The sequence below is a fragment of the Photobacterium satsumensis genome (assembly GCF_050336935.1).
Classification (GTDB): domain Bacteria; phylum Pseudomonadota; class Gammaproteobacteria; order Enterobacterales; family Vibrionaceae; genus Photobacterium; species Photobacterium satsumensis.
Map to the genome: position 1 here is coordinate 610,423 of NZ_JAKJSK010000007.1, position 21,742 is coordinate 632,164.

General features: G+C 44.4%; 16 protein-coding genes and 1 pseudogene. 13 read left to right on the plus strand and 4 right to left on the minus strand.

Annotation, left to right across the window (positions count from 1 at the left end):
- Positions 1-75: 75 nt before the first annotated feature.
- Entirely contained in the window at positions 76-966 is an 891-nt protein-coding gene (locus L4D79_RS14355) for a homocysteine S-methyltransferase family protein (RefSeq protein WP_428652242.1), read from the plus strand.
- A 41-nt stretch (positions 967-1,007) separates the two neighbouring features.
- Here the strand turns inward: L4D79_RS14355 and L4D79_RS14360 are convergent, their stop codons facing one another.
- Together L4D79_RS14360 and L4D79_RS14365 are read right to left on the minus strand one after the other, a co-directional pair.
- Positions 1,008-1,373, minus strand: coding sequence for a hypothetical protein (locus tag L4D79_RS14360; RefSeq protein ID WP_428652243.1), 366 nt, complete (start codon positions 1,371-1,373; stop codon positions 1,008-1,010).
- 176 nt (positions 1,374-1,549) lie between these two features.
- Positions 1,550-3,091 carry a PTS transporter subunit EIIC gene (locus L4D79_RS14365; RefSeq protein WP_428652244.1) on the minus strand — a complete coding sequence of 514 codons (1,542 nt, stop codon included), beginning with the start codon at positions 3,089-3,091 and terminating at the stop codon, positions 1,550-1,552.
- A gap of 825 nt (positions 3,092-3,916) precedes the next feature.
- Between L4D79_RS14365 and L4D79_RS14370 the strand changes: the two genes are divergently transcribed.
- The 5 genes from L4D79_RS14370 to L4D79_RS14390 all read left to right on the plus strand — a co-directional run bounded on the left by L4D79_RS14370 (position 3,917) and on the right by L4D79_RS14390 (position 10,557).
- Positions 3,917-6,478: an ExeM/NucH family extracellular endonuclease gene (locus L4D79_RS14370; RefSeq protein ID WP_428652245.1), complete on the plus strand. Its 2,562-nt coding sequence runs from the start codon at positions 3,917-3,919 to the stop codon at positions 6,476-6,478.
- 156 nt (positions 6,479-6,634) lie between these two features.
- A complete protein-coding gene (locus L4D79_RS14375; RefSeq protein WP_428652246.1) occupies positions 6,635-7,069 on the plus strand; it encodes a GNAT family N-acetyltransferase in 435 nt (144 codons plus the stop codon).
- A 47-nt stretch (positions 7,070-7,116) separates the two neighbouring features.
- Entirely contained in the window at positions 7,117-7,716 is a 600-nt protein-coding gene (locus L4D79_RS14380) for a DUF922 domain-containing protein (protein ID WP_428652247.1), read from the plus strand.
- Positions 7,717-7,856: 140 nt separating this feature from the next.
- Positions 7,857-9,530, plus strand: a complete 1,674-nt coding sequence (locus L4D79_RS14385; protein ID WP_428652248.1) for an amidohydrolase — start codon at positions 7,857-7,859, stop codon at positions 9,528-9,530.
- A 172-nt stretch (positions 9,531-9,702) separates the two neighbouring features.
- On the plus strand, positions 9,703-10,557 hold the full coding sequence (locus tag L4D79_RS14390; RefSeq protein WP_489685941.1) for a DMT family transporter: 855 nt from the start codon (positions 9,703-9,705) through the stop codon (positions 10,555-10,557).
- 127 nt (positions 10,558-10,684) lie between these two features.
- On the opposite strand, the pseudogene L4D79_RS14395 reads toward L4D79_RS14390, so the two are convergent.
- A pseudogene (locus L4D79_RS14395) lies at positions 10,685-11,020 on the minus strand (DUF3332 family protein); the annotation flags it as partial.
- A 507-nt stretch (positions 11,021-11,527) separates the two neighbouring features.
- Between L4D79_RS14395 and L4D79_RS14400 the strand changes: the two are divergent.
- The 4 genes from L4D79_RS14400 to L4D79_RS14415 all read left to right on the plus strand — a co-directional run bounded on the left by L4D79_RS14400 (position 11,528) and on the right by L4D79_RS14415 (position 15,227).
- On the plus strand, positions 11,528-12,406 hold the full coding sequence (locus L4D79_RS14400) for a helix-turn-helix domain-containing protein (protein ID WP_428652249.1): 879 nt from the start codon (positions 11,528-11,530) through the stop codon (positions 12,404-12,406).
- Positions 12,407-12,530: 124 nt separating this feature from the next.
- Entirely contained in the window at positions 12,531-13,388 is an 858-nt protein-coding gene (locus tag L4D79_RS14405; protein ID WP_428652250.1) for a nuclear transport factor 2 family protein, read from the plus strand.
- A 94-nt stretch (positions 13,389-13,482) separates the two neighbouring features.
- The gene (locus L4D79_RS14410; RefSeq protein ID WP_428652251.1) at positions 13,483-14,376 is read left to right on the plus strand and encodes a protein-ADP-ribose hydrolase; all 894 of its coding nucleotides are present in this window, start codon (positions 13,483-13,485) and stop codon (positions 14,374-14,376) included.
- On the plus strand, positions 14,364-15,227 hold the full coding sequence (locus tag L4D79_RS14415) for an SIR2 family NAD-dependent protein deacylase (protein ID WP_428652252.1): 864 nt from the start codon (positions 14,364-14,366) through the stop codon (positions 15,225-15,227). The genes L4D79_RS14410 and L4D79_RS14415 overlap by 13 nt, the downstream gene beginning before the upstream one ends.
- A gap of 138 nt (positions 15,228-15,365) precedes the next feature.
- Here the strand turns inward: L4D79_RS14415 and L4D79_RS14420 are convergent, their stop codons facing one another.
- Positions 15,366-17,351, minus strand: a complete 1,986-nt coding sequence (locus L4D79_RS14420; protein ID WP_428652253.1) for a bifunctional metallophosphatase/5'-nucleotidase — start codon at positions 17,349-17,351, stop codon at positions 15,366-15,368.
- Positions 17,352-17,965: 614 nt separating this feature from the next.
- Here L4D79_RS14420 and L4D79_RS14425 point away from each other — a divergent pair.
- The 3 genes from L4D79_RS14425 to pepT all read left to right on the plus strand — a co-directional run bounded on the left by L4D79_RS14425 (position 17,966) and on the right by pepT (position 21,694).
- Positions 17,966-18,826 (plus strand): MurR/RpiR family transcriptional regulator, encoded by an 861-nt coding sequence (locus L4D79_RS14425; protein WP_428652254.1) that lies wholly within the window; start codon positions 17,966-17,968, stop codon positions 18,824-18,826.
- Positions 18,827-19,008: 182 nt separating this feature from the next.
- Positions 19,009-20,370 (plus strand): C4-dicarboxylate transporter DcuC, encoded by a 1,362-nt coding sequence (dcuC, locus tag L4D79_RS14430; RefSeq protein WP_428652255.1) that lies wholly within the window; start codon positions 19,009-19,011, stop codon positions 20,368-20,370.
- An 82-nt stretch (positions 20,371-20,452) separates the two neighbouring features.
- The gene (gene pepT, locus L4D79_RS14435; protein WP_428652256.1) at positions 20,453-21,694 is read left to right on the plus strand and encodes a peptidase T; all 1,242 of its coding nucleotides are present in this window, start codon (positions 20,453-20,455) and stop codon (positions 21,692-21,694) included.
- The last annotated feature ends 48 nt before the right edge of the window (positions 21,695-21,742 follow it).

Below are 21,742 nucleotides of genomic sequence, written 5' to 3' on the forward strand. Positions count from 1 at the left end.
TGAAAAAGTTTCAGGACAAAATTGGCTGGCATTATGGTTCAATACAATCAGTAGCTAAGTTGTATAGGGCCTATCATGAAGAAATTAACCATCCTTGACGGTGGAATGGGACGAGAGCTTAAGCGTATTGGCGCGCCGTTCTCTCAGTCTTTATGGAGTGCGCAGGCACTTATTGAATCCCCTGAGCATGTTCGCTTGGCACATCAGCGCTTTATTGAAAGCGGCGCTGAAATCATTATTACTAATAGTTATGCTTGTGTTCCTTTCCACCTAGGGGAAGCTCTGTACGCATCTGATGGACCACGTTTAGCTGGCAAAGCAGCGGCTATTGCTCAGTCTGCTGTAGTAGAAAGTGATCGAGAAGTACGTGTAGCAGGTTGTATCCCACCGGCTTTTGGTAGCTATCGCCCAGATTTGTTCAAGCCTGCAGAAGCGACCGTTATTTTCAATGCTTTATTTCAATCCCAACAACCATACGTGGATGTTTGGATTGCAGAAACTATCTCCAGCCTTGAAGAGTTTGAGGTGATTAAAACAGTTCTGAGTGACACGAATAAGAAATGCTATTACGCCTTTACCCTTGACGATGAAGGGGCAGAGGCGCGGTTAAGATCTGGTGAGTCAGTCAAGAATGCAGCGAAGCGAGTTTGTGAAGTGGGTGGAGCCGGTATTTTCTTTAATTGTTCAGTGCCTGAGGTTATGGAGCAAGCAATTAAGGAGGCCAGAACGGTTATCAATAGTTTAAATATGGATGTAGAAATAGGAGCCTACGCCAATAACTTCACACCGATAAAGTCTGATCATCAGGCAAACGACACGTTGCAGAGTGTGCGTGAACTGTCACCGAGTGATTATTTAGACTTTGCTAAGCGTTGGTATCAGGTAGGGGCGACGACGATAGGGGGGTGTTGTGGTATTGGGCCGGAACACATTGATGTTTTGGTAAAGTGGAGAGATGCGCTTTAAGGGCGTAATACCCAGTCATCTCTTCCACCTGTCAACAAGCCCTAGTTCGCAGGCTTTAGCAACTGGCCGAGGTAGCGAACTACGTGCGCGGCATCTTGTGCTGTGGTGTTAATTTTGGCGATGATCGCATCGGCGCGTTCGTCGTCTTCCTTAAACATCAGCTTCACTTTTTCATTCATCGCTTGGGCATTTTCAAGCTTCTGCTTGCAGTCTTCAAACAAAGCCGTTAGAAATTCCATATCGACTTCGCCGCCTTTGATGAACATGTCAGCCGCAATGCGGTATACGGTATGAAACTTATTAGCCATGTCTTTTTGGTTAGTCTGACCTTCTTTGGCCCAGTCTTCAGCCCAACCTTTGAAGATAACGGCAATTTGAGGATTTGGGATAATGTTTACTTGTGGCATTCGAACTGTCCTTCGGCATGATACTGCGATTTCAACTCGGCAAGTGTAATAGAGCTGGCGGTATGGTTAAAGGGATAGGGCAGTGTATGCTCAAATATCGAACAGTGTGAGAGCTATGTTGGGAGCAATGGCGAGAGATAGAAAGGCTATCTCGAAAGATAGCCTTCAGTGTTTGCCTATAGGCTTAAAAACTCTTCCAGCTCGTTCTTGACGATGGTGACGTGTGGGCCGTAGATAACTTGGACGCCATTCCCCTTGACGACGACGGCGACGGCTCCGGTTGTTTTCAGCCCAGCTTCGTTAATCTTAGTGGCGTCATCTAGCGTTAGACGTAATCGGGTGGCGCAGCAATCAACCTCTTTAATGTTATTGGCGTCCCCTAGGTGTTTAACAATCGCAACTGCGCGTTCACTGCCAGAAATATTGTCTGCCTCAACCTGTGATTCATCCTCACGACCAAGGGTTTTGAGATTGAATTTGGTGATCACAAAGCGGAAAGAGAAATAGTACAAGCAGAACCAAGCTGCACCAATAACCGGTACTGCCATCCAGTTTGTTTTTGCCTGGCCCTGTAATACACCGAACAGAATAAAGTCGATGAAACCGCCAGAGAATGTCTGGCCGATGGTGATTTCAAACATGTGAGCGAACATGAAGGCAAAGCCATCGAATACCGCATGGATGACGTAAAGCACTGGCGCAACGAAAAGGAAGGAAAACTCCAGCGGCTCTGTGATGCCAGTCAGGAATGAAGTCAAAGCCGCTGATAACATCAGGCCGCCAACCCTAACTTTGTGTTCAGGTTTAGCACAGTGGTAGATTGCCAGTGCAGCCCCCATTAGACCGAACATCATGGTGATAAAGCGTCCGGACATAAAACGAGATGTACCAAGGTAGTACTGTTGCACTGACGGATCGGCCAATTGAGCGAAGAAAATTCGCTGTGTGCCTTCAACCATCACACCGTTTACGACTTCTGTGCCACCAAGTGCCGTTGTCCAGAAAGGAAGGTAGAAAATATGGTGAAGCCCGAACAAGCCAAGCATGCGAAGAATGAAGCCATACAGTAACGTACCAATATACCCAGTCGTTTCTATTAAGCCACCCAAACCGAAGATACCTGACTGGATCTTTGGCCACACTAGGTACATGACGGCACCTAAAATGATTGCGGAGAACGCTGATACGATAGGGACAAAGCGAGAGCCACCAAAGAAACCAAGGAACTTAGGCAGTTCAATATTGTTGTATCGGCTGTGTAAAAAGTTAGACATAATGCCGACGACCACACCACCAAATACACCGGTATCGAGTGTTTGGATGCCGAGAATCATTCCTTGTCCAACGGCGCCGAGGTTATCTGTTGCCAGACTGCCTTGAAGCGAGAGCATTGAGCCAATTGTTGCGTTCATAACCAAGTAAGCCAGCAGCGCAGCAAGACCTGCCGTTCCCTTATCACTCCGGGCCAGACCCACAGCGACGCCAACAGCAAATAGGACCGGCAAGTTGCCAAATACGATAGCGCCTGCAGCTGTCATGATGGTGAATAGAGCTTGTAGGAAGCCAACATCTAAAAAGGGATAGGCGACTAAGGTGTTTGGGTTCGATAAAGCTCCTCCGATACCAAGTAACAGACCGGCGGCGGGAAGGACTGCAATCGGAAGCATGAACGACTTTCCGAATTTTTGTGCAGTTTCGAAAAAGGTAGAACCTGGCATGAGAATTAAAACTCCATCTAGTGATCTTGTTGTGGAGTATGGTTTCATCTGGCCGAGTGATTATCTATCATGAATTTATCAATTCATGATACGGCTCACAGAAATCCGTCAGATGTATTAACGGTGTGCTACAGGTTGCAAGGTTTTATGAATCAGATTTCTTAAGCATAATTCCTAAGTAGTGCGGTAAGCTATTTTCTAGGGAGTCTTTTTGCAGGCATCACTTAATATTGCAAAAGAATGACAGAATTGGTTTAAATTAATGAGGTTTATAGCTATTGGTAATGAGCTTCAGTTTATGATGAGTTGAGATAATCACTTAATTATAATTATCAATGCTTTTATAACTATTTGGTTAAATTTGGGATGATTATTTTTTGAGGGGAGATAAATAAGTAAAGCAGTATTAATGATGTGGCTGTGTATTAATTTCACTGTTGTATGTGCAGGGTATTAGTCATCAATTCAGTCTCTGTGACGTGGTAACTTTAAGCAGAGCTCAGAAGTTAAATTTGCCATCACGGTGTGTTTGCATCTTTTGTTCATAAAATCAATAGATTGATTGCCAAGGTTTGAAGTTGAATTGTACTTTTATGTAATCGTGTGCACTTGAGTCAGAAGTTGAATAAAAAAGACATTTCTCGTTCATTAAAATTGATATTTGTAACATGGATATATGAGAATAGACTCGCTCGTGGAGATAAAGTTCAATTTTAACTTTGCTTTACTCCTATTAAATAATTATTCACTGAGCACTTTACCTATATCAGTTGGTATTGCCTGAGCACGAATCGTATTGGGCTTGCCTTATATCGGAGTTTTCACATGACACGTATGAACACTTTAGCCGGGGCTATTGCCTTGGCCTTAATGTCATCTTCTGTTTCTGCACAACTATTAATAACGGAATATGTTGAAGGAAAGAGTAATAATAAAGCCGTTGAGGTGACGAATGTATCTGAATCTGGGATTAACCTCTCAGATTACAGTATTCGCTTGGCAATGAATGGTGCAAATTCATTCGGCACAACCATTAACCTGAATGATATAGATTTAGCTGGTGGCGAGAGTTATGTGCTTCACCATAGTTCAGCTGCGCAAGATATCAAAGATGTCGGTGATCAATCGTCGGGCAGCCTGAGCTTTAATGGTGATGATGTTGTTGCCTTGTTTGACGGTGAAAACGTCATTGATAGCTTGGGCCAACTCGGTGTTCGCGAGGACTTTGCCAAGGATGTGACGCTTCGCCGCGACCCATCAATTACCTCGGGAAGAACAGATGTTGAAAATGATTTTGACGTCGATCTGCAATGGGTTACCTTCCCAACAGATACCTTTGATGGCCTAGGCTGTAGCGGCCTTGAAGCTTGTGATGGCTCAACCCCGCCACCGAACCCTTTTGTTTGTGATACCGACAATCTTGTTCCTATCTATGATGTACAGGGTGACAGTGACCGAAGCCCGCTCGTTCCAGAAGGCAGTTTTGAAAGCCCTGAAAAATACTTTGTGCGTGGTGTTGTCACAGCAAGAGGTGAGAGTTTATACAAAGGCTTTTACTTACAAGACCCATATGGGGACGGTAATGAAAATACTTCTGACGGTGTTTTTGTTCATTTAGGCGGCGGTGCGCCGTCAAAGGAAATTCAGCCGGGTGCAGAAGTCTGCGTTGAGGCGACGGTTAAAGAGTATTACGGTAATACACAGCTCGATGTTCGCAATAACGCCTTTAAAGTGCTGAGTACAGAAAACCCAATTCCGGCCCCAACGCGTTTCCGTGTACAAGAGGGTGAGGATCTTCATACGGCTCTTGAACGACATGAAGGCATGCAGGTATTGCTTGATGCTGACAGCCCGTTGGTGATCACCCGTAATTTCAGTTTTGATTATGCGTCCTACCGTAACAACTTGGTATTGGCACATAACGCACCTTTGTATAACCCAACACATCTGTATGCGGCAGAAACCGATGCCGCTAAAGCACAGGCTGCTGAAAATGCCATTAGCCGTGTTTATGTTGAATCTGATTACAAAGCCAAAGACGGTGAACTGCCGTGGTTCGATAACTTCAACCCGGTTGATGGTTATCTCCGCATGGGTGATCAACTAACCGGCCTGACGGCAATGGTTGGATACAGCTACGGCGAATACCGTTTGGTAACCACAAATACCATTGGTAGCGGTGATTTGTTGCGCTTACCTGAAAATGAAAGGGCTGATGAGCCACTAACGGCAGATGAAAATGGGCTGAAAGTAGCAGGCTTTAACGTGCTTAACTATTTCACCTCATACGCTGAATCTGGCAATCCAAACTATATGTGTTCAGAGGCGTCTGTTGGCCCTAACGATAAGTGCTACCGTGGCGCACCGTCTACGGAAGAGTTCGCGTTGCAACAGGCCAAACTGGTCAATGCAATCGTGGCAATGGATGCTGATATCGTCACGCTAATGGAGCTGGAAAACAACGGCTTTGATAGCAATAGTGCCTTGGCATCATTGTTAAACGCGCTAAACGATGCACAATCGAATAAGAAAGATCATTACCGTGCTGTGAAAGTACACAAATCAGATCTGACTTTCAAAGATGAAGCAGGTTTTGAAGGTGTTGAATACTTTGGTACCGATGCGATCACGGTGGGGATTATTTACCGTCACCATAAAGTAAAAGCGAAAAATAAAGCGCGCCAAATCATGCTGCCAGAGCAGCATGCACCGCTAGATAATGGTGGAGTGAAAAGTGCTTACCAGCGTCATGCCATGATGCAGAAGTTCAATATTCCCGGTGCAAAAGATGATCTGACGATTATTGTGAATCACTTTAAGTCTAAAGGCTCGTCGTGTTGGGAAGACGATGTCATCTTCGGTGACGATGAGGATGTGCAGGGTAGCTGTAACAACTTCCGTGTCTCGGCTGCAAAAGTACTGGGTGAAGCGGTTCAGGATATCAAGGGTGACGTGCTGGTGACGGGCGACTTGAACTCGTACGGTATGGAAGATCCTATTCTGACGCTGACTTCATTTGATGACGCGGATCGCGGTGGCAAAATCTTTACCGCTTCGCATACAACGCTTGATGGCAAAGTTTTCGAGCAAGAGGGTCAGTTGGTTAAAAAAGGTTATGGTCTGGTTAATCTGAAACACAAAACGGATTACAGCTATAGCTTTGAAGGTGAGCTAGGCAGCTTGGATCATGCGTTGGCTTCACCATCACTGGTTGGTAAGGTCGCAGCGGTTGAAGCTTGGCACATCAATGCTGCAGAAAGTGATATGTTTGAATACGGCAGCAAGCACACCGGTGATTTGGAGAAGTCAGACAATATCTATTCATCGTCTGATCACGATCCAATCATTGTGACACTGGAATACAAACACAAGAACGGTAAAAAATAACGTCTCTTGAACAGCAAAAAAACCGGCGCTCTGCCGGTTTTTTTTGATCAGGCTAAAATAATCATTATTATTGAGTGAAGATTGGTTTATTCCATGTATGGCAGAATACGCAAGAATAGAAACGGACATTAACCAAGTAATAATGTAGGAAAAAGAATGGCACTGATCCGAGAAATGGATATCTCTGACTATCCGCAGGTGATTAAACTTTGGTCTGAAACCGAAGCAATGCAACTTCGCGATGCTGACTCACACCAGAATATCTCAAAATATTTAAGCCTAAATCCCGGCTTGAGTTTTGTCGCGATGGATAACACCAAGATAACGGGGGCTATCTTAGCTGGAACTGATGGAAGGAGGGGGTATATTCAGCACCTCGCAGTTTGTTCAACTTGCCAAGGGCTAGGGATTGGTGCAAAGCTGTTATTAAGTGCAATTGATGCGCTGAAAGAGCAAGGCATACCAAAGACCCACTTATTTGTTGCAAATGAAAACATTAATGCACAACACTTTTATGAAAAGCTCGGCTGGTTTCCTCGCGACGAAGTACGGATGTATTCGTTTAACTCCTCAGATTTAAGTAACGTTTAGTTGATCAAAATATGCACTTATTTAGTGGGGTGTGGTGAGGCAAGCATATGAAAATATTTATCTTTTTCTTGGTGTTCTTGCCGCTTAGAGGACTTGCTATTGATACACCGTTGCCTTTTGCATTCACAACTCAGTATGAAATATATTCAGTTGAAGGTGATATTGTATCTGACATTGAGAAATCATTCGAAGAAGAAAAACCACTGTTTCTTAAGGTGCGGGAAGCGGACGGATATACTGAGTGGAGGTATGACTACTGGATTGATGATGATACCTGTGAAATTAAGGCGTTTAGCTTAGAGATTACTTATAAGCTACCACAAATAAAAAAGTCAGCAGTATCACCTGAAACCACAGAGTTATATCGAGAGTATATAAAGAAACTTTATAGGCATGAAGAAACACACTGTGCGTTGACTGTCATGTCAGTAAGCGAAATGTACATAGCCTTTGAAAAGGGACAAAAAGGTAATTGTGCAGAACAAAGTAAAAAAGTCGCAGAGCTTGTTGAGAAGGTCTCAAGTGATAACGAACGCTTCGATACTTATACTAACCACGGCGAAATTGAATTAGCGGTATCTCCATTTGGGGAGGAGGCGTTTTATCCGATCTGTAAAATTCCATTCTCAGGAATTGTCGATATTTAATGAAAGTGGGGTTGCTATCTAAGGATTCATATACTCACTATTTTTCTTTTTATTTCATGCTTCAGTAGACTTTCTCTATTGATAGACACTAACTCTCCCGGGACTCACAATGATACAGCGGGAGATAGAAGGAATGAATAATGAATCGAATATATCCACTGACAGTCATCGCGAGCCTGATAATTAACCCGAATGCACTGGCTTTCGAACAAGCCGACATGGTTCTAACGAACGCAAAAATTTTTGGCCATAGTCGAGCCGATACGATAGCGATTCATGATGGTACTATCGTGTTCGTTGGCAAAGCAGTAGACGCCGAGGCATATAGCAACAAACGCACTGAATATATCGATCTTGAACAGGCATATGTACTGCCAGGTTTCATTGATAATCACAACCATGTTTTTGAGGCAGCTTCAGAAGCTGGCGGCAACTGTGAGCTGGATATGGATGCTACGCTTGAAGAGCAAATTCCCTATTTAAAAGCGTGTCGTAACAAAGCTGACTCCAGCGCGTGGTTGATGGGATATGGGTTCTCTTTAGATGCTGTATTGAATGAAGACAACCGTTATACACCACTTGAAGTAATCGACCGTATTTTTCCGACCCAGCCTGTGGTTATCATGGAGCAAACGTCCCATTCCATGTGGGTCAACTCGGCAGCGCTTAAACTAGCCGGTATTACTAAAGACACACCCGAACCACAAGGAGGAAAAATTCTCAAAGACGCTGTAAGTGGCGAACTGAATGGAATTCTATTTGATAACGCTGGTGATATCGTCATGGAGATGGCTTGGAACAGTTTAGATAATCAGTTTAATCAAAGCTACGATGGTTTAATGAGCGGACTTGAAGAAGCGGCTGCGCATGGTATTACAACGATTGGTGATGGCCGTCTTTACTGGAAACGCGGTTGGTTCGAAGTGTGGAAACAAGCAGAAAAAGACGGTGATTTAACGGCACGTGTTTCACTCCGTCCATGGATTTACCCTACGGACGCTATGGAGCCGCAGATCGAGTTTTTGAAAAAAATACAATCCAGCGATAAGTCGCACTTACTGCTTGTTGATCAAGTGAAAATGTATAGCGACGGCATTACTATTAACGGCACGGCTAAAACACTAGAGCCATATTTGGAAACATACATTCCTGATGAGCCTCGCGGTATTCATTATATTCCGCCAAGCCAGATGACAGCATGGTTGGAAGCGCTTGATGACATTGGTTACAGTGCTCATATACATGCTATCGGGGATGGTGCGATTCGTGAGTCGTTAAATGCGATTGCGTATGTTCGGGAGCAAGGTTCGACAAAACCTTACACACTGACTCATGTTGAATTGGTGAGCGAAAAGGATATTCCTCGTTTTGCTAAACTGGCGGCTACTGCGGATTTCCAAGTAGGTTCTGACTATGTCGCGAACCATGACCACCAATGGGCAGAAGTAATGCTGGGCACTGAGCGAAGTGCTGCCCTTATGAACCCTCGAGCCATTTTTGATACCGGCGCGAATGTTACGTTAAGTAGTGACTGGAATGTTCACGACATCAACCCTTTAGTTGGTATTGCGAATAGCTTAAAAATGGGTAAAACCGGCTTACCAGATGTACAGTCTGCGATAGACTCCTACACGATCAATGCTGCCGAAAGTTTAGGGCTCAGTGATATTACAGGATCGATTACCGTCGGTAAGTCGGCCGACTTTGCTATCCTCGAACGAGATATTACCCGTTTATCTCCCGATGATATTGCAGATACGCAAATCATAATGACAGTGTTGCAAGGGAATATCGTATTTGATGCGCAAGAATAGCACCGTTAGATGGGACCAATTTCTTGGTTAGCATTTCTTTCTTTAACCGCTCATTATAAGCGTATTAGCAGTTTTAATACTTAATAGGCCGCCTTCATTGTCAAAATTGCCATTGCACAGCGCTTCACAATCAAGCTCACCCGTTAAAATAGCCATTTATGTCATTAGCGCTATGCTGGCATTTGCGGGAAACTCCATATTATGCCGGCTGGCACTAGCCGAAGGGTATATTGATGCAGGGAGCTTTACTCTGATTAGGTTAGTTTCTGGCGCGATTACGCTGGTGGTTTTAACCTTAGCCATGCATTCAAGGATGTCCTATTCTCGAGCTAATTGGAAGAAATCAGACATTGCCGGTGCGATGATGCTGTTTGGCTATGCGGCGGCATTTTCTTTTTCATACGTAAAGATTGCTACCGGGACTGGGGCCCTGATCCTATTTGCTTCAGTTCAATTTAGTATGATTGGCTTTCACCTTTTCAGTGGCAATAAAATGCACTTTTGGGAGTGGGCTGGACTCGCTGTTTCTCTCACCGGGTTTGGATATTTACTGATCCCCAATGCGACTCGGCCTGATTTGTTCGCTGCAGCACTCATGGCCTTCGCGGGTATGTGTTGGGCAGCATTTACCATATTGGGCAAGCAATCGAGTGAAAGGCCTCCAATTTTGACCATGTCTATCAGCTTCTTGTTGGCATCAACGCTGGCTGTGGTGGTGGCAGTGGTACTAGCTGTGTTCATTGGCGTGCTCCCTTCTGTATCCATGGAATTTGAACACATCGCTTACCGTGGTGTTTTGCTGGCTGTGTTGTCAGGAGCCGTAGCTTCAGGGATCGGTTATGCCATTTGGTATGCGGTGTTACCAAAGCTGTCGATATTGAAGGCATCGGTTGTTCAGCTATCGGTGCCGGCATTGGCAAGTATTGGCGGGTGGTTAGTGCTGAGTGAGGCTATTACGGTTTCTACAGGGATTGCGACATTGCTTATATTGGGAGGTATCGCATTGGTGTTTGCGTCGAGAAACTAGTTTTGCTTTATCCTGCCCAAAGCCGTTGTTGATTACCCAATATATAGAACGCCTGAACAACTAGGTTTCAGGCGTTTTTCAAAGTAGTTGCTCTGTGGTTTACACCCAAGGAGTTTTAATTTTTTTAAATAGGGCTTATTGGCGCTTCTTTCAAGCTTGGATCAAGGTCATCATTAACTTTGATATGGGTTTCAACTTCACTATCAAAGATATGTGGAGAATCAGTGATTGGGTTTTTACCCGTCCAGAATTCTAAAGAGTTGAAGACGGCGTAGTCTGCAGCACTAGTAACGCCATAAACAGGTGCTAAAAGAAAGTTAACACCGGCACGTGCGTATCGGTTATCAACGGTTTCGACATTAAACTTCATAACTTTACCTGTGACCGCATTACTGCCCACACACCCGGTCATTGTTGTTGCTAATATAGCTATTCCTGCAAATTTTACTACGACGTTTTTCATCTTGCTTCCTGTGAAATTGATATACCCAAGCTACTTCAAGATGCCATTTCTGCAAACCTTCGCCTTGCATTGAATGAGCTGGCAACCCTCTGAATCCTGTATCTTGAGGTAACTTGGGTATAATGGTATTTATTGTTAGAGTCGGAGAGTGTATTTAATGGCTTATCACTATTCTTACCATGTAGCGCCATTTGACATAAATCGTTGATGTAATACCACAGCAAGCAACCCGCATATTTGCCAGATACGTATACTGCAAAAGCAGAAGATGCTTATGTCAGAGTTTATGATGATAATTGAAAGGGGATACGCTAAAGATAAGTACGCGAGTTATGAATGACGAGATGAAGGAGCATGCGTTACCACCAAAGGTATATAACGTCACTATTTATTCTTTGTAGTCAAATGACTAGAGCTCACTTATAGTCATTAGCGACTAGTCTCTAGCAACGAGACATAAAAGTGCTAAATAGAGTAGAGTGACATGAATCAATGCATGGAGGATAAATGCACATTCCTACAATTGGCTTTAACCATCAAAAATCGAATCAAGCTGAGTTAGAGATCTTTGATTTAGAGTCACTCTATCAACGTGAGTTTAAAAGTCATTCTCCGCAAAAGCCGCATCGAATCACTTTTTTTATGATGGTGTATATTGAGCAAGGCACTGGTACACACATGGTTGATTTCCAAGAGTACCCATTTGAGTCTGGCAGTATCGTCTTTGTACGAAGAGAACAGGTGCATGCCTTTGATTTTACCTCCAAGCCAACTGGCAAGATGATTCTCTTTACACAAGCGTTTCTTGATCAGGTGCACGCCAACATGCGTCTACCTAACTACACCCCGACACATCTCAATCAGGCTTATTCACCAGTACAGGCACTAGATAAGAAGACCTGCAGCAGTGTCAAACGAATTATTGAAGAGGTCGTTAATGAGATGTCCCATGAGAGTACTGATCCTCTGATTGTGATGTATCTATTTTCGTCGTTTGCGCTTATGCTTCATCGAATTCGGCCAAAAGAGCGTCACGACAAGCTGTCCAAAGAACAAAGCTATAAACTGGCTCGTTTCGTTGAGCTCTTGCAAGATAACTATGAGCGTATTCGAGATGCCAGTTGGTATGCTTCGCAAATAGGCACCACATACAAAACCCTTAACCAGATCTGCAAACTCGCTATTAGCCTTACCGCGAAACAGATGATTGATGCTTTTATAATAATCGAAATGAAACGGCGCTTGGTGGTAAGCAACGTCACCACACAGCAGTTGGCATATGACTTTGGTTTTGAGGATGCGAGCAATTTCGTTAGATACTTTAAAAATCAGACGGACATGACACCAAGTCAGTTCCAAAAACAGTATGCTGCCCCCCACCTTTGAACCTGGTGCTCTCAAGTGTGCAAGCCGTCAGGTTCGATATTGACCATTTTCAGACCTATTTACACACAGATCTCGACGCTATTCGCTCCTATTATTGATCCCGAACCTACTCGAGGACAACAATATGAACAAGCTTACCCATCTTTTCGCAACCACCCTTTTGGTGACTTCAGCCCTTAGTACTTCATTTATTGCGACTGCAGGCGACATGACTAATCGTGATAAGGCAGTGGCGGTTATCTCAAGTATTGAGACAGGTGACCAGCACGCAATTTCTTATATCAATCCAGAAAAATATATTCAGCACAATCTCGCTGTGGGCGAGGGCCTAGAAGGTTTTGGGGAAGTGCTCAAGCAATTGCCCGAGGGCAGCGCTAAGGCGAATGTAATTCGAACTATCCAAGACGGCGATTATGTAGCTTTGCACACAGAATACAATTTCTTTGGTCCCAAAGCAGGTTTCGATATTTTTCGTTTTGAGGATGGTCTTATCGTTGAGCATTGGGACAACTTACAAGATGTTGCCAAGCCCAATCCAAGTGGCCGAACTCAATTCGACGGTGCTACCGAAATTACTGATCTAGACAAAACCGATGCGAATAAGGCATTGGTTGCGGAATTTGTCCAAACGATTTTGACTAAGGGCGATATGGATCAAATTGGTAACTTCATTGGCGACAAAGAAACGGATTATATTCAGCACAACATTGCTGTGGCTGATGGTCTAAATGGTCTCAATGCTGCATTGAAGAAGCTTGCCGACTCAGGGATGCCAATGGTGTATGAGAAGAATCATTTGATTATTGGTGAAGGTAATTTTGTTTTGTCTGTCAGTGAAGGTCAGTTTATGAATCAACATGTTGCTTTCTATGATCTATTTCGTATTGAAGACGGAAAAATCGTTGAGCATTGGGACACCATTGAAGTTATCCCACCTAAATCAGAATGGAAAAACGACAACGGCAAATTCGGCTTTGAATAAATCAAGCTTTAAGTAATGTCAATTAGAACCCAAAAGGGTCATTCGAAATCGATGGCCCTTTTTTAACAGCATGAGTAATTAGGCTGGAGGCGCGATGAAAAATATATCGGTTAAAGATTATGCCAATGAGATTGCGCTTGAGCAGCTATTTTCACCAACGCGATTAAAGCACGACACAGAGCAGTTGGTCGCGATGTTGTGGAAAGAATTAGTGCCAGTACTTTCTGTTCTAGGGGCGCCGCCTGTCGAGCATTGCGAATCGTCTAAGCGAAGAGGTTGGCTAGACGCAGCGCTTACGGTACTCGCACCCAATGCATTAAGCCCAAGTGGTATCGCCGTACTCGACACTTTGTTAGATAAAGACAAGCAACAACAAACGTTGACCTCGGTATCAGCGTTAATGGAGCAGCCGTTTTTTACCGTTGGCAGTACCAAAATAGTACTTTGGAAAGGCGATATTACGACATTGCAGGCCGACGCTATCGTCAATGCGGCAAATCATCAATTGTTGGGCTGCTTTCAGCCCGGGCACAAGTGTATTGATAACGCTATTCATCGTCGGGCAGGCGTGCAGCTAAGAAAAGACTGTAAAACCATTATTGATATTCAAGGTGAAGATGAGCAAGCGGGGCAAGCAAAGATCACAAGAGGGTATCATCTTCCTGCACGTTATGTGATTCACACCGTGGGGCCAATTGTCTCGGGTATTGTCCAAAAGAGCCACCGGCAAACACTGGCGTCTTGCTACCGGAATACGCTTGATATGAGCAAGCAAGTAGATGGTATTGATTCCATTGCGCTCTGCTCAATTTCAACAGGGGTTTATGGTTACCCGATAGAAAAGGCAACGCCAGTGGCCATCGCAGAGGTAGTGGGCTGGATTCATGAGAACCCGAACCAACTTAAGTGCGTGGTGTTTAATGTCTTTAGCGATCGAGACCATTCAGTCTATCAGAGCTTGTTAGAGGAGTTTGTATGTCAGCAGTAAAAAAGAAAATCACTCAAGTAGCCGAATTACTCCAACAGGCTGATGCAGTTTTAATAGGGGCTGGGGCAGGGCTTACTGCTGCAGCGGGGATCAATTATCTTGATGAACAACGCTTTGCTGATATCTTTCCCGGTTGGGTTAAGAGAGGCTTTAGCGCGCAGTATCAATTAATGGGTTATCCTTATTGGACTCAGCTTGAGCAGTGGGGTTACTACAAAACGCATCTGGAATATGTCTATTTTGGTCAGCATCACAACCCTTTGTATCAACAGCTATATAACTTAGTTAAAGACAAAAACTATTTTGTCATGACCTCAAATGTTGATGGTTTGTTTTACAAAAATGGGTTTGATAGGTCACGCCTTTATACACCACAGGGTGATTATGGCAAGATCCAATGCACCGTCCCATGTAGCAATCAAACTTGGAACATTGAGCCCTTTTTAGAGGCGATGGCACCGTATTACGATCCGGTAGAGCAAGTGCTAACTGATGAACGCGGCATACCAAAGTGCCCGAACTGCGGCAGCAATATGTTTATTCATGCTCGCATAGATGGCTCGTTTATTGACGCCGAGCATAAAGATGAACACAAGCAATTGATGGCATGGTTAAATAATGTCGTGACCCAAAAAGTACTATTGCTGGATTTAGGTTCAGGGTTTAATACGCCGACGGTGATTCGAATTCCGTTGGAAAAGCTGGCACATGCCTTACCCAAGGCTCATTTAGTCAGAGTTAACCTTGAGCACGAAAAGATAGGGCCTGAACTAAGCTCTAAAGCGTACTCTTTAAAGCAGGATATTTCTGAATTTATTCAGGGATTGGCTCGCCAAATTCCAACGACCTGACACCAAAGCAAACTAACAAGTAATTTAGTGCCTTGAAGTAATTAAAGAGGGGCTGGGGTTGCTAATCAGCACTGTTTTGGGATAAAAAAAGGGCCCGTAGTAGGCCCTTCATTTTATCTTAAGCTGTTAATACAAGTATTAGTTTGCGCGGTTAAACGTTACTACGTTGTAGTTTAGTGGCTTAAGAGTTGGCGTGTTTTCTGCGATGTAATCGATCACCGCTTGGGCGTCTGTATTACAGCGAGTATTTTCAGCCTTACAGTTAGGTGCTTCGCCTTCGTAGCGAACTTTGAACTTACCACCTACTTCTTCGATGTTCTTCACCTTGAAGCCAGTTAGCTTGCCGTCAACGTAAGCGAGGTCAACGCGATCTGAAGATTTCTGCTGGGCAGTAAATAGCGGTGTCCAGCCATCGTTACCGGTTGCGTTGTAGTTGTTAACTGCAACGTTGTAGGTCTTGTTGTCTTCAATCGGTGTCCAGACTGGCGCATCAGCAGTACCCGTCATCACTTCAACGTAGTCCAGTTTACCGTTTTGGTAAGGGGTTGTTTCAGTGTATTGGTAACGGATGTGGCCACCGTATGGGAATTTACCTGCGTGAGCACCTTCAGGTAGAGTGGCAGAAACCGTACTGTCGATCAGCTCTTTGATGTATTTGCCTTGTACCGGTACAACAGACATGAAGTTAGAGAACGGCAGTAGCTCTAGTGAAATGTTACCTTCACGGTATTCACCCGCTTCAATGTTGGTGCGGATACCGCCAGCACCAATCAGTGAGAAGTCGACTTTCATACCGGTTACAGTAACGACTTCTGGTGAGTTAGCCCAGTAGTATTGACCAGCAGCCAAGATAGGGGCAACGTCAGAGCCGTGTACATCAGTACCACCGTCACCAGGGCGACGCTCGTGGTTGATTTCTGCAGGTACCTGGGCAATCACTTTACCATAGGCTTCATCAACGGCCGGCTTGTACTTAGTGTCGATGATCTGACGCATTACTGCTTCTTCTTCAGTAATGGTGATGTTCTCTTCACCTTCAATGAAGTTAACCACAGTCGCGGCTTCTTCAGCATTGAACTCGCTGCCTGCTTCACGTAATGGTGAATGGAAGTATTCGTCGTTGCTTAGCAGTACGTTCAAGCCAGCACAGTTACTTACCTGACCGTTAGCATCGAAAGTAACGTCTAGCTGGCCGATAGCTTGTGAATATTCACCCGCTTGAACGACACAAGTTTGGCCTTGGCCATTCGGGTTCTGAACCATTTGGGCGTATTCGCCACCGTGGTCATGGCCGATGTTGGTGAAGTCGCCCAGAAGGGTGTGCGAGTGGCCACCAACGATCAGGTCGATACCGTTAACTTGTGAGGCAACCTCAACATCAACCGCATTACCGATGTGGGTTAGGGCGATAATGTTGTTGATGCCTTTGGCTTGCAGCATGTCAACTGTTGCCTGAGATGATTCCACCATGTTGTGGAATTCGACTTGGCCAGTGTTAGGGGCAATATTAGGCATGTTGTCCAGTGCGATACCAAATACGGCAACAATGTCTTTGTCTGCAGGCAGGTTGTTTAGGTCGGTGATTTTTGTTTTCTGGTTGCCGTCAAAGGCGAAAACAACGAAAGGCTTGAGGTTGGTTTGGTCTTTAAGATCTGGATCGTTGCTGGTGTCGACGTTGGCAGCAAGGACCGGGAAGTTAATATCGCTGATGAACTGGTTAAGCTTGGCATTGGTAAGGTCGAACTCATGGTTGCCGAGTGCCATTGCATCAAGGCCCAAGCGGCTCAGTAGTTCCGCGTTCATTGCCCCTTCGTTAAGTTTGAAGTATGCACTGCCTTGCCATGCATCACCACCGTGGAGGAACAAGAAGCTTTGGTCATTGTCTTCTGCCGCTTTCTTATATTCGTCCGCCATGGTTTGCAAACGAGGGAATCCACCGAACTCATTGTAGACCAGGGTGTCATTGGCCTTGAAACTTGATTTGACCGGGTCGAAATTAGAATGCGTATCGTTGATGTGCGCGACGGTCAGTGTGAAAGAGTCGCTAGTGTCTAGAGTGGACTGAGCACAACCAGCAAGGGCAGCAGTGACAGAAAGCGCAATGAGAGGCTTAATAAACTTCATTAGATAACCTATTTATAGTTATTGAAAAGCCTTATGTAATTAAGGCTTACGAACTATATACGAGATGAATTAGAGGGGCAATTGCAAAAAACATGGTGGAAAATGTCAATTATTCGTAACATCGCAAACGATTAGGCGATAATTTCGCATGTTATTGAATAAAAAGGGAGAATAAAACGCCGCTTTAAATCCTTATGTACGTACAAACTTGTAACTAAGTGTACTGATAAATCAGTTGATGATTATATGGGCGTTTTAGTGCTGCTAAATTGGCCGGGATAATAGCGTTGGGAAAAATATCCCATGGGTGAAATTATCGATGATAGCTAAATTGATGTAGCGCAAATTATTAGGGGTATTTAATATACCTCTAAAGGGTTGGGCTTTGACAGCACAAAGAAAGAGTGACGGAAAATGAAAAATGCATTCAGTATGGCCAATCACTGTTAATTTTGTGTGACGGAATAATTGATAAACATTTAACTTTTGACAAGGTCGTGTATTGCTTAAGCGAGTGATCACAAATTTTTGCTGGGAAAATCGTATTCCCTTGCCTATTTTTGCTGTGAGTGGAAAAATTTCCCATAGAAAACGATAAGCGGGAAATAAAACCCATGAATAAACAAGAGTTCATAAATGCAGTGAATAGATTTGATTCATGTACAGCGGCAGAGAAACGTATTGCGGCTTATTTCATGGATCACTATACCATGTTGCCATTTGCCAAAATCGATGAGCTCTGTAAACAAATTGGCGTAGGGAAAGCGACGCTTGGACGCTTCTTGCAACGGCTAGGGTTTAGCGGTTTTATCCAATTTAAGAAAGAAGTGTCTGATGATTTGGCACAATCCTTAACAATACCTATCGAACGTTATGAATATCATACACATGAACAATCGCAAGATACGATAGAAGGGTTACTGGCGAATCATTATCAAGAAACTATCGATAATGTCGACAAGACATTTACTCGCATATCGGAACAAGATTTTGAGTCAGCCATGACGTTGATGCGCCACTCGAAAGGTAAATTGTATGTAATGGGAAGTGCTTCATCAGAAGCCTTGGCAACGTATTTCTACTTACTTGCTAGATACTTACGTCAAGATGTGGTGCTACTTAAAGCCGACATATCTACTTTGCCTCACCAATTGGTGGACGTGAGTAAAGACGATGTTCTGTTAGCGATTTCATATCATCGCTATTCCTCGATTACGATTAAACTTGTCCGTTGGTTTCATGAGTGCGGCGGCCATAACATTTTAGTGACTGACCAACCGGTGAACCCTTTTGTCTCGTATTGCGACGTGCAGTTTATCGTTGAAAGTGCGGGTAGAGGATTTTTTAATAACCGTGCCGCTGGGTTTGCTTTGATAGAGGCATTCATTAAAGGCCTTTCACAGCATCAAGAAAAAGATAATCGATTTAAACGAATAGAAGGGCTATTCGACGAATTCAGTGTGTTTAAAAACTAACGTTCTAACATTGAATATTAATATTTAAATTCCATTTATGGAATGATATTGATTTTAATAACGCTTCAAACTGTAGCGGGATACTGAGTGGGCTTTATACCTCTCTATGTATCATGCTCATTTAAACTTAAAACCATTTTAAATAATTACCATTTTATTTTTCTCCATTGAAGGGGTTTTTAATGATTACATACCTTGCTCTTCCATCAATATTTGGTGTTGGATATTTTATTGTCAAAAAATATAATACCCAGGCGGTATTATTTTTGGCCGGTCTGTCGATGATTGCTTTAGGGGTGATAAGCGGTAATACCGACTTTATGCCAAAAGGTGGTGCACATACCGGTTCTGTTGTTGTCGACTTCTTCGAAGTGATCAAGGTCATTTCATCCACCACGCTAGCCAAGCTGGGGTTGATTATTATGGCTGTGGGGGGCTTCTCCAAATACATGGGCCATATTGGTGCTGCAAACGCCATGGTGCAAATCGCAACTAAGCCATTATCCTATGTGAAAAACCCATACATAGTATTGGCGATGGCTTATATCATCGGTCAATTGATCAACATCTTTATTCCAAGTGCGACAGGCTTAGCGCTATTGCTATTGGTGGCAATGTACCCAGTATTAGTGGGAGTAGGCTGTAATCCGGCTGCGGCAGCGGCTGTTGTTGCAACAACAGGTTGTTTGGATCTTGGTCCTGCATCATCGGCAGCGAATAAGGCTGCAGAAGTGTCAGGTATTGATGTTGCGACGTATTTTGCGAGCTACCAGCTACCGGTTTCACTTGCTGCAATGGCGGTGATTGCTGTACTGCACTTTTTCTGCCAGCGTTACTTTGATCGTAAAGATCAAGAAAATGGCGTGATTCATGAATTCAACCTTGATTCCAAAGATCAGCGTGAAGCACCAAAGTGGTTCGCAATCCTGCCTGTACTTCCTTTGATGCTGTTGCTGACGTTCAGTAAATTTGCGATTACTTCGATCAAAATGGATGTGGTTACGGCGATGTTCATTGCCCTGTTTGTCTCTATGGTGTGTGATTTCATCCATACCCGCGATGGTAAAACGGTAGCCGCATCACTGAAAGTGTACTTGGAAGGCATGGGTAACGTCTTTGCTGGTGTGGTAACACTGATCATTGCGGCTCAAGTGTTCGTTGTTGGCCTAAGTGCGATTGGTTTTATCGACCTACTACTTAACTCCGCGGCAAGCATGGGATTGGGTTATTCAGCAATGGTTGTGATGCTGGTGGGTATTATCATCACTATCACCATGCTATCGGGCTCGGGTAATGCTGCATTCTTTAGCTTCTCTAACCTAGCTCCGGACGTGGCGTCTCAGGTCGGTACCGCTGCCGCACACGTAGCACTGCCAATGCAGTTGTCAGCAGGTCTGATGCGCTCAGCCTCACCGGTAGCCGGTGTTGTGATTGCTTGTGCAGCAGTTGCTAATATTTCTCCTATTGAGTTGGCAAAGCGTACAGCAATCCCAATGCTTGGCGGTTTGCTAACAGTGATGATTTGCTCGCAACTTATTGTGTAAGCAGGGCTAACAACGAAAACAAATAATAAGAATACGGCAGGCATTACCTCTGCCGTATTTTCGATTCTAATCGGAGCTGAACATGAACATTGTCGAACGTTTTATCAATTATACCCGCATCAATACTACAACGAGCCGTGAGAAGGGTGCGGCTGGTATCATGCCTTCATCTCAGGGGCAGATGGAATTAGCCACTTTGCTTAAGAGTGAGCTTGAAGCGCTTGGTATGGAAGATATCATCCTTAGGGATACCGCTATTCTTACTGCTACGCTACCTGCCAACACCAACAAAGATCTGCCAACCGTCTCCTTCTTTGCTCACCTTGATACCAGTGCTGAACAGGCCAATGACACTCTGGCGAAAATCGTACCGTACCAGGGCGGGGATATCGTACTGAATAAAGCATTAGACATTGTGCTAAAAGAAGCCGAGTTTCCTGAGATCGCCCAGTATCAGGGACAGGAGATCATTGTTACTGACGGGACGAGCTTGTTAGGTGCGGACGATAAAGCCGCTATCGCCGCTATAATGCATGCGCTTCAGGTATTAACAAGTAACGCTGAGATTGAGCATGGCCCGGTGAAGGTCGCGTTTCTTCCTGATGAAGAGCAAGGACTTCGCGGCGCTAAAGCGTTTGATGTCGAAAGCTTTGGTGCTGACTTTGGTTATACCCTCGATTGTTGTGGTATCGGTGAATTCGTTCATGAAAACTGGAATGCGGGAAATGCAGTGGTGACTTTCACTGGTCAGTCCGCTCACCCGATGTCGGCAAAAGGGAAGTTGAAGAACTCGCTATTGATGGCCCATAAGTTTATCGCCATGTTGCCACCGGGTGAGGCTCCGGAATATACCGACGGTAGAGAAGGGTATTACTGGGTCAAAGAGTTGGCAGGTAACAGTGCGAAAACCGTGTTGAAAATGGATATCCGTGATTTTACCAAACAAGGGTATACCCACCGCATGGCATTCTTGCAACAACTTGCTGACAGCTGTCAGGCGCTTTGGGGAGAAGGGCATATCGATATCGAGTTGTCTGACCGCTATGAAAACGTCGCCAACAGTCTGGAAGGTGACGCAGGCTTCCCTATTGATATCGCCAAAGAGGCTTATCAGCGCAACGGTATCGAGATGAAAGCGGTCCCAATGCGCGGTGGGTACGATGGGGCGGTGTTGTCGCAGAAAGGCTTGCCATGCCCGAATATCTTTACTGGCGCTCACAACTTCCATTCCATCTATGAATATTTACCGGTTAACTCGCTGCAAGCGGCGAGTGATGTTGTGGTGGATGTGATTCGTATCACTGCTGAGAAGCTAGCAAAGTAAATGCTGAAGAAGGTCTTTATGAGGCTTTCCTACCGATAAAAGAAAAGA